6 protein-coding genes and 1 rRNA gene are annotated in these 8,646 nt (G+C 60.8%); 2 read left to right on the top strand and 5 right to left on the bottom strand.

Features of this window, described 5'->3' with window-relative positions; all coding sequences use genetic code 11:
* Nucleotides 1-3: 3 nt before the first annotated feature.
* Together mraZ and coq7 are read right to left on the bottom strand one after the other, a co-directional pair.
* Entirely contained in the window at nucleotides 4-432 is a 429-nt protein-coding gene (mraZ, locus tag HDG39_RS14925) for a division/cell wall cluster transcriptional repressor MraZ (RefSeq protein ID WP_013090620.1), read from the bottom strand.
* A 457-nt stretch (nucleotides 433-889) separates the two neighbouring features.
* Nucleotides 890-1,528 carry a 2-polyprenyl-3-methyl-6-methoxy-1,4-benzoquinone monooxygenase gene (coq7, locus tag HDG39_RS14930; RefSeq protein ID WP_184006619.1) on the bottom strand — a complete coding sequence of 213 codons (639 nt, stop codon included), beginning with the start codon at nucleotides 1,526-1,528 and terminating at the stop codon, nucleotides 890-892.
* A gap of 304 nt (nucleotides 1,529-1,832) precedes the next feature.
* Here coq7 and HDG39_RS14935 point away from each other — a divergent pair, with 304 nt between their 5' ends.
* Nucleotides 1,833-3,029 carry a porin gene (locus tag HDG39_RS14935; protein WP_184006607.1) on the top strand — a complete coding sequence of 399 codons (1,197 nt, stop codon included), beginning with the start codon at nucleotides 1,833-1,835 and terminating at the stop codon, nucleotides 3,027-3,029.
* 126 nt (nucleotides 3,030-3,155) lie between these two features.
* Here the strand turns inward: HDG39_RS14935 and HDG39_RS14940 are convergent, their stop codons facing one another.
* Entirely contained in the window at nucleotides 3,156-4,829 is a 1,674-nt protein-coding gene (locus HDG39_RS14940) for a long-chain fatty acid--CoA ligase (protein ID WP_184006608.1), read from the bottom strand.
* A 147-nt stretch (nucleotides 4,830-4,976) separates the two neighbouring features.
* Nucleotides 4,977-7,055 carry a molybdopterin-containing oxidoreductase family protein gene (locus HDG39_RS14945; protein WP_184006609.1) on the bottom strand — a complete coding sequence of 693 codons (2,079 nt, stop codon included), beginning with the start codon at nucleotides 7,053-7,055 and terminating at the stop codon, nucleotides 4,977-4,979.
* A 187-nt stretch (nucleotides 7,056-7,242) separates the two neighbouring features.
* Here HDG39_RS14945 and HDG39_RS14950 point away from each other — a divergent pair, with 187 nt between their 5' ends.
* Nucleotides 7,243-8,439 (top strand): M20 aminoacylase family protein, encoded by a 1,197-nt coding sequence (locus tag HDG39_RS14950; protein ID WP_184006610.1) that lies wholly within the window; start codon nucleotides 7,243-7,245, stop codon nucleotides 8,437-8,439.
* A gap of 119 nt (nucleotides 8,440-8,558) precedes the next feature.
* On the opposite strand, the gene rrf is transcribed toward HDG39_RS14950, so the two are convergent.
* Nucleotides 8,559-8,646: ribosomal RNA gene (gene rrf, locus HDG39_RS36030) — 5S ribosomal RNA — on the bottom strand; the annotation flags it as partial.

The following is an 8,646-nucleotide window of genomic DNA, read 5'->3' on the forward strand; positions in this document are numbered from 1 at the left end:
CGATCAGAACGTGAAATCTTTCAACGCGTCGGGCATGCCCTCGGCGATCGCCGCCTGTTCCTTCGCGGCGTAGATCTGTGCATCCCACAACTCGAAATGGCGGCCCATGCCGAGCAAGGTCACTTCTTTCTCCAGCGAGCCAGCCGCTCGCAACTCAGGCGACACGAGCACACGGCCTGCACCGTCCATATCCACATCCATTGCATTGCCGAGAAAAATGCGTTTCCACCAGGCGGCGTTCATGGGCAGCTTGTCGACCTTGTCACGGAAGATTTCCCATTCGGGGCGCGGAAAGAGCAACAGGCAGCCGTCCGGGTGCTTGGTGATAGTCACCCGGCCCTCTGCCTGTGTTTGCAGCGCATCCCGATAACGAGAGGGAATCGACATCCGCCCTTTCGCATCGAGCGTCAGCGCCGACGCCCCTTGGAACACTTCGCTCTCCCCTTTTGCGACGCTGTTTGCGCCGCCCGCCCGGTCCGTGAAAATCTACCCGAAAGTGGTGCCGAGAACACACAAAAATACACTTTCTCACACTGTCTCCCACTTTAGAGTAACGCTAAACATGGGTCAAGGGAGCGGCCCGCTTTTTGAGCGGATTTTGTTTGCTAGAACAAGGACTTAGGGCGACTCCTTCACGTCCCGCATAAAAACGGAAAACCGTTATAAATGAACGGGCTACTGCAACTTGTGAAGGTGATACGTGAAAAGTGCGAGGAAACAGCGCGAATTGAAAGAGATCGTTAAGGGATTCTGAAAGAGACAAGGCGGCGTCGCCCGGACGGACGACGAACGGGGCGCGCGGCGCCGTCTCGCTTGCGAAGATGCGTTCAGCGATGGTTGAGGCGATGCGTGCGGTGCTCCGGTTAGCGAAGCGAAACGGGTGAAACGCTCATATGTAATAGGCGGTGCGCGTCATCACCTTCGACATCGCACGCATCAACGCGCGTGCAGGAAACGGCAACTCGATGCCGCCCGCGTCCATCGCGGCCTTGCCGTGCCGCGCTTCATCGACGCGCATCTGCTCGACGATCGCGCGCGATTCATGATCCGCAGCGGGGAGCTGATCGAGATGACTGTCGAGATGCTGCTCGACCTGGCGCTCCGTTTCGGCCATGAAGCCAAGGCTTACGCGATCGCCGAGACGCCCTGCGGCAAGTCCGATCGCGAGCGCGCCGGTGTACCACAGCGGATTGAGCAGACTCGGACGCGAGTCGAGCGCCTCGAGGCGTTTAGCGGTCCACGCCAGATGATCTTCCTCTTCCGACGCGGCGTGATCGAACATGGCGCGCAATGAAGGCGAGTCAGTGGCGAGTTTCTGCGCCTGGTAAAGCGCCTGCGCGCACACTTCACCGACGTGGTTCACACGCATCAAACCCGCCGCATGCGCGCGCTCCGCGGGCGAGAGTTCGGGAGCTTCGGCCGTCGCCGCGGAAGCCTGCGGAAGCGGCAGCGGACGGCTCATCCGCGAGACCCCCGTCAGTGAGCGTAAACCCCGATCAAACTCGCCAATCAACTCGTCCAGCAACATAAAGCACTCCCTGATTCGATAACCGCCGCATCGTTCCGGAAGGTCCGTGCGACAAGGCCTCGCAACGCGAAACCCGCGGCCCGACAGGCACCGATCCGCATGAAATGGACGGTTAATTTCGGATTCTAGACCATGTTGCGTAAACGAAACAGCGGCCTTCCGGAGCGACTCCTTTTTCTTTGTTCCATGTATGCCTTTTGTTACATTACGTGGCAACTTCTCGCGAAGTTGGATAGCAAGGCCCTCAGCACTAACTAAATATTTCGCCTTGTACAAAAGATTCGTATTCCTTGGAGATCATTCGATGAAAAAGTCGCTTCTCGCTCTCGCAGCATTGGGCGCATTCGCAGGCGTCGCTCATGCGCAGAGCAGCGTGACCCTGTACGGCATCGTTGACGTTGGTATCAACATGAACACCAACTCGGGCGGTAAGCATCTGTACAACATGTCCAGCGGCGTCCTGCAAGGCTCGCGTTTCGGCCTGCGTGGCACGGAAGATCTGGGCGGCGGTCTGAAGGCCCTGTTCGTGTTGGAAAACGGCTTTGACGTGACGAACGGCAAGCTCGGTCAAGGCGGCCTGATGTTCGGTCGTCAGGCATATGTCGGTCTGTCGAGCCAGTTCGGCACGGTCACGCTGGGTCGTCAGTACGACTCCGTCGTCGACTACGTGGGTCCGTTCGAATCGGGTGATCAGTGGGGCGGCTACATCGCCGCTCACCCGGGCGATATCGACAACTTCAACAACGCGTATCGCACCAACAACACGGTCAAGTTCACCAGCAACAACTACAATGGCCTGACGTTCGGCGGCACGTATAGCTTCGGCGGCGTCGCCGGTGACTTCACGCACAACCAGATCTGGTCGTTGGGTGCTGGCTATAACAACGGTCCGCTGCAATTGGGCTTGGGTTATTTGAACGCGCGTACGCCGGCAGCTTCGGGCGGTCTGTTCAACAACGGCGGCACGATCGCAACGAATACGCCGGCCGTGGGTACTACTGCAGCTAACTTCGCAGTCACGACCCCGATCTACGCAGGCTTCGCATCGGCCAACACGTACCAGGTCGTCGGCGCGGGCGGTGCATACACGTTCGGCGCGGCAACCATTGGCCTGACGTATTCGAACATCCAGTTCGGCAACCTCGGCAAGACGTTCGCGTCGCCGTTCGCTGGCCAGAAGGCAACGTTCAACAACGGCGAAATCAACTTCAAGTATCAGTTGACCCCGGCACTGCTGGTCGGCGCAGCGTATGACTACACGCGCGGCACGCAGATCGAAGGCAACTCGCGTGCTCAGTACCACCAAGGCGCGCTGGGCGTGGACTACTTCCTGTCCAAGCGTACCGACGTGTACCTGGTCGGCGTGTACCAGCACGCTTTGGGCGACACGGTCAACGCAACGGGTCAGGTGGTCGCAGCAACGGCAGGCATCAACGGCCTGACCGGTTCGACGACCAACAACCAGTTCACGGCTCGCGTCGGTATCCGTCACAAGTTCTAATAAGTCGTAAAAAAACGCAGTTTGTCTCAAAGGCGCCTTCGGGCGCCTTTTTTTATGCGCGGATTTTGTACGGGCAACAAAAAGCCCGGCGCACTTTCGTGCGCCGGGCTTTTGTTCTTCGGTCGCTTAAGCCCTGCCGTCGCGCAACTCGCGGCGCAGGATCTTGCCGACATTGCTCTTCGGCAACTCGGTGCGGAATTCGACGACCTTCGGCCGCTTGTAGCCGGTCAATTGCGTTTTGCAGTATGCGAAGATCTGTTCGTCAGTCAACGACGGATCCTTTTTCACGACGAACAGCTTCACTGCCTCGCCGGAATGCTGATCCGGTACCCCCACCGCCGCGACTTCGAACACGCCCGGCAGCTTTGCGACGACGTCCTCGACTTCATTCGGATACACGTTGAAGCCGGACACCAGAATCATGTCCTTCTTGCGATCGACGATCTTCACAAAGCCGTCCGCGCCCATGACTCCGACGTCGCCCGATTTGAAGAAGCCGTCCGCCGTCATCACCTTGGCGGTTTCGTCGGGCCTGTTCCAGTAGCCCGCCATCACCTGCGGGCCGCGGATGCAGATCTCGCCGGATTGGCCGGGCGGCACTTCGCTGCCTTCGTCGTCGCGGATCGAGACTTCGGTCGACGGCAGTGGCAGGCCGATCGTGCCGTTGTATTCGGTGGCGGTGACGGGATTGCAGGTCACGCACGGCGAGGTTTCCGACAGCCCGTAGCCCTCGACGATCGGCGTGCGCGTCAGCTCGAACCAGCGCTTGGCGACCGCCTCCTGCACCGCCATGCCGCCGCCGTTCGCGGTCAGCAGCTTCGAGAAGTCGAGCTTGTGAAAGTCGGGGCTGTTCAACATCGCGTTGTAGAGCGTGTTGACCGCGGGAATCGTCGTGATCGCATACCCCTCGAGCGACTTGATCATGCCCGGGATATCGCGCGGATTCGGAATCAGCACGCCGAGACCGCCGGTGCGGATCGTCAGCAGCCCGCACACGGTCAGCGCGAACACGTGATACAGCGGCAACGCGACGACCGTAATGAACTGATCGATATCCGTGCGGTTCGCGCGCACCGGATTGAGCCAGACCTCAGACTGCAGCACGTTCGCGATCAGGTTCCGGTGCAGCAGCGTCGCGCCCTTGGCCACGCCGGTGGTGCCGCCCGTGTATTGCAGGAACGCGATATCGTCGGGTCCCTGCTGGACCGGCTTGAACGTCAGACGTGCGCCCTCCGAGACCGCGTCGTTGAACTTGACGTGCCCAGCGAGGCTCCACGCCGGCACCATCTTCTTGACCTTGCGCACGACGAAGTTCACGAGCGGGCCTTTGATGCCCATCAGGTCGCCCATCGCCGCGATGACCACATGTTTGATCGGCGTATTGCGCACGATTGCCTGCAAGGTCCCCGCGAAATTCTCGAGCAGGATGATCGCCTCAGTGCCGCTGTCCTTCAGTTGGTGCTCGAGTTCGCGCGGCGTGTACAGCGGATTCACATTCACGACCACGTAGCCCGCGCGCAGAATCGCGGCAAGCGCGATTGGATACTGCAGCACGTTCGGCATCATGATCGCGACACGCGAGCCGCGCGTGAGTCCTTTCGACTGCAGCCACGCCGCAAGATCGCGCGAAAGCTCGTCGAGTTCACCGTAGCTGATCTGCTTGCCCATGCACACGAACGCCGGCTTTGCGCGGTGTTCGCGAAAGGCTTCCTCGAGCAACTCGGCCACCGACGAATAGCGTGTCGGGTCGATCTCTGCTGGAACGCCGGGCGGATAAGATTTCAGCCAGATTTTCTCCATGCAGCGTCTCCTGAATTATTTTCGAATGGTCGTGCTAAAAACGCATCGTAGCATGGGCATATTGCGGCCAATGGCCAAAGCGACGAGGTTAGACGGCAGCCTCGAACTTGCGAGGCTGGGCGTCAGTTTCAATGTGCGGCGCGGCGTTCAGGCCCGCTCGACTTCGACGAGACAGTCGTAAAACGTCGCCGAACCGCCGAGATCGGTGAGTGCCTGGCTCGTCAACTGGTTGGCGTTGCGGCCGTCCGGCGCGAGCTTCTTCCACCAGATCGACAACCCAACGACCAGGCCTTCGCGCGCCCGGTCGGTCACGCGGGCACGCGCTTGCATCGAGCCGCGGTCGTTGAAGATGCGCACCTGATCACCGTCGCCGATGCCGCGCGCGTGCGCGTCGGCAGGGTGGATGTCCAGATGCGGTTCGCCTTCCGTCGCACGCAGACTCTCGATGTTCACGAAGGTGCTGTTCAGGAAGTTGCGCGCGGGCGGTGAAATCATCGCGAGCGGATAGCGGGCCGCCAGTTCGGGCGCGCCGTCGGCCGATTCGTAGGGTGGCAGGAAGTCAGGCAGCGGGTCGAGGCCCTGTTGTGCAAGGCGCTCGCTGTAAAACTCGCACTTGCCGGATGGCGTGCGAAAACCGCCGTCGGCAAATGGCGCGTCAGGCAGATTGAGACGGGCCCAGCCGGCTTGCTTCAGCATCGGCCAGTCGACACCGTCCAGCGTCTTGTCGTCCCAGCGAAATGCCGCTTGCGCGACGGCTTCGTCGCTGTCGAAGAGCGCCGGTTCCGTCATGCCCATGCGGCGCGCGAGGCTGCGGAAGATCTCGGTATTCGGCCGTGCGTCGCCGAACGGCGCGATGGCGGGCAGGTTGACCATCACGTGCGTATGGCCGTATGACTTGTGCACGTCGAGATGCTCGAGCTGCGTCGTGGCAGGCAGCAGCAGGTCGGCGTAATCCGCGGTGTCGGTCTGGAAATGCTCGAGCACGATCGTGAACAGATCCTCGCGCCCAAAACCCGCCGCGACGCGTTCGGAGTCCGGTGCGACCGCGACCGGATTCGAGTTGTAGACCACGATCGCCTCGACCTTGGGGCCGAACGTCGCGTCGCCCGGATGCAGCAACGCGTCGCCGATCGCATTCATATTGATCACGCGGCTCGGCTTCGACGGCCAACCCGGCATCAGGTCGGGACGCTGCAACGCGTGCGAGTCGACCGGTGCCCAACCGCTCGACGACAACAGCGCCCCGCCCGCACGCTCGCGCCATGCGCCGGTCAGCGACGGCAGACACGCGATTGCGCGCACTGCATTGCCCCCGCCACGCACCCGCTGCAGACCGTAATTCAAGCGGATCGCGGCTTTCTTCGTGCTGGCGTAAAGCCGCGCAAGATCGGCGATTTCCTCTTCTTCGACGCCACAGATTTCACTAACCCGAGACAATGGATAGCTGAGCGCACGCACCTTCAAGTCGGCGAAGCCCAGCGTGTGCGCCGCGATGTACTCGTGGTCGAGCAGATTCTCGGTAATCAGGACGTTCATGATGCCGAGCGCGAGAGCCCCGTCTGTGCCTGGCTTCAGCGCAATATGCTGATGGCATTTCTCCGCGGTCAGCGAGCGATACGGATCGATTGCGATCAGCCGGGCGCCGCGACGCTTGGCCTCCTGCGCGCGCGTCCACAAATGCAGATTCGATGCAATCGGATTCGCTCCCCAGATCAGGATCACCTCGCTCTCGGCAAAAAACTCGGTGTGCATACCGATGCCGGCGCCGTACGTGTATTTGAGGCCGGCAGCGCCGGCCGCCGCGCAAATCGTGCGATCCAGCTGCGAGGCGCCGAGCCTGTGGAAAAAGCGTTGCGCGATGCTATCGCCCTGCACCAAGCCCATCGTGCCCGCGTAGCTGTAAGGCAGAATCGCTTCCGGCGCGCGATGGAGAATCTCGCCGAGGCGGCTTGCGGCAAGGTCGAGCGCTTCGTCCCAGCAGATTGGCTCGAAACGGCCCTCGCCCTTGCGGCCGACACGCTTCATGGGCGTCGTCAACCGGTTCGGATGGTATACACGCTCCGCGTAACGACTGACCTTCGTGCACAGCACGCCCTGAGTCGGCGGATGGTCGGGATCGCCGGCGACCTTGATCGCCCGTCCATTGTCGACGGTCACGCGCATCGCGCAGGTGTCGGGGCAATCGTGCGGGCACACGGCGCGCACGAATTCGGTCGGGGCGTTCATCGGCAATGTGTCCTGGCGAGCAGTAAGCGGTCGGGCAAAGTGGAATTTTATTACGTCTATAGGCCGCCGACCTCGGTGGCGCCGCCAAGAATGCCTTCGGCGTAGAATGAATTATCCGCAGTGCCCGGGCCGACGTGGTCCGCGGCGATCTCAAGCTCGTCAAGCACAAACGCATAATCACTCAATCATGAAACTCATCCCCGAAATTCAGGCCGCTCGCGGCGAAATTCAGACCCTTCGACGAACCATCCATGCCCACCCGGAGCTGCGCTACGAAGAGACGGCGACTGCTGATCTCGTCGCGCGTTCGCTCGAATCCTGGGGCATCGAGACTCACCGTGGTTTCGGCAAGACGGGCGTGGTCGGCGTATTGAAGCGAGGTGACGGCTCGCGCGCGATTGGCCTGCGAGCCGACATGGACGCGCTGCCGATCCAGGAGCTCAACAGCTTCGATCATCGTTCGACGAACGACGGCAAGATGCATGCGTGCGGGCACGACGGACATACGGCGATGCTGCTCGGTGCCGCGCACTACCTAGCCAAACACGGTGATTTCGACGGCACGATCGTGTTCATTTTCCAGCCGGCTGAAGAAGGCGGCGCCGGGGCGAAGGCTATGATGGACGACGGCTTGTTTAACAAATTCCCCGTGAACGCCGTGTTTGGCATTCACAACTGGCCGGGCATGCCGGCGGGCCACTTCGGCGTGACCGAAGGTCCGATCATGGCGTCGAGCAATGAATTTCGCATCGAAATCAAGGGTGTCGGCTCGCATGCAGCGCTACCGCACAATGGCCGTGATCCGGTCTTTGCGGCGGTGCAAATTGCCAACGGGCTGCAAAGCATCATCACGCGAAACAAAAAACCGCTCGATACTGCGGTATTGTCGATAACGCAGATACATGCGGGCGATGCGGTCAATGTGGTACCGGACGACGCTTGGATCGCGGGGACCGTTCGGACCTTCACTACAGAAACGCTCGACCTGATCGAGTCACGCATGCGCAAGATCGCGCACAATACAGCCGAAGCATACGATTGCTCCGTTCAGATCCAATTCCACCGGAACTATCCTCCGACGATCAACAGCAGCGAGGAAGCGCGTTTTGCGGCGTCGGTCATGAAAGAGGTCGTTGGCGCGGAGAATGTCGATGAAGCAGTTGAACCGACCATGGGTGCCGAGGATTTTTCGTTCATGCTGCTGGCGAAACCGGGTTGCTATTCGTTTTTGGGCAACGGCGATGGCGGCCACCGCGAAGCTGGCCACGGTGCGGGCCCTTGTATGCTGCACAACGCGAGTTATGACTTTAACGACGAGTTGTTGGCGGTGGGATCGACGTATTGGGTCCGACTGGCGCAGAAGTTTCTGGCGCAAGGGAAGTAGAGAGTTGAAAAGCGTTGAGGCGGGCGGAGGTATCGCTTGCTTCAATGCTGTTTGTTGATTTTGGCCGCGTAAACGCAAAAACCCCACCGCGGCGGGTGGGGTTTCTGACGTGGGGGGGAGCCTGACGATTACCTACTTTCACACGGGCAATCCGCACTATCATCGGCGTGGAGTCGTTTCACGGTCCTGTTCGGGATGGGAAGGGGT

The organism is Paraburkholderia lebeckiae (assembly GCF_014201005.1).
Lineage (GTDB): Bacteria > Pseudomonadota > Gammaproteobacteria > Burkholderiales > Burkholderiaceae > Paraburkholderia > Paraburkholderia tuberum.

Coding starts and splice junctions, on each gene's coding strand:
- coq7 (WP_184006619.1), bottom strand. CDS start 1,528: ATGTTGCTGGACGAGTTGATTGGCGAGTTTGATCGGGGTTTACGCTCA.
- HDG39_RS14935 (WP_184006607.1), top strand. CDS start 1,833: ATGAAAAAGTCGCTTCTCGCTCTCGCAGCATTGGGCGCATTCGCAGGC.
- HDG39_RS14940 (WP_184006608.1), bottom strand. CDS start 4,829: ATGGAGAAAATCTGGCTGAAATCTTATCCGCCCGGCGTTCCAGCAGAG.
- HDG39_RS14945 (WP_184006609.1), bottom strand. CDS start 7,055: ATGAACGCCCCGACCGAATTCGTGCGCGCCGTGTGCCCGCACGATTGC.
- HDG39_RS14950 (WP_184006610.1), top strand. CDS start 7,243: ATGAAACTCATCCCCGAAATTCAGGCCGCTCGCGGCGAAATTCAGACC.